General features: G+C 66.2%; 1 protein-coding gene. It reads right to left on the bottom strand.

Going from position 1 to position 429, the window contains the following annotated elements:
- The coding region (locus tag L981_RS33130) for an enolase C-terminal domain-like protein (protein ID WP_043627365.1) at positions 1-429 on the bottom strand (429 nt) is incomplete at both ends.

Genomic DNA, 429 nt, shown 5'->3' with positions numbered 1-429 from the left:
GCAGCGTCGCAAGGCTTGCGATCTTCGCCATCTCCGAGAACCCGCCACAGCCGCAAAGATCCGGCTGCAGGATATCGACGGCGCGGCTTTCGATCGCCGGCCACATGCCGTAGCGGCTGTGCCAGGTCTCACCACCGGCAACCGGGATCGGCTGGCCGGCGCGCACTTCGCGATAGGCCGAAAGCTGCTCCGGCACGACCGGCTCCTCGAACCAGTCGATATCGTAGTCGGCGGCCGCCTTGCCCAACCGGATCGCTTCGGTGACGGTATAGCCGTGGTTGGCGTCGATCATCAGCCGCATGTCGTCGCCGATCGCCTCGCGCACCGCCCGGATGACCCGCAGGTCTTCCTCGATGCCGAAGCCGATCTTGATCTTGCAGGCGTGGAAGCCTTGCGCCCGGCGTTCCGCCATCTCCAGCGCATTGTCGG

Origin of the sequence: Ensifer sp. ZNC0028 (genome assembly GCF_000799055.1) — a bacterium.
Classification (GTDB): domain Bacteria; phylum Pseudomonadota; class Alphaproteobacteria; order Rhizobiales; family Rhizobiaceae; genus Ensifer.
The sequence above is the reverse complement of the archived record's forward strand: the minus strand, read 5'-3'. Positions and strand labels throughout refer to the sequence as shown.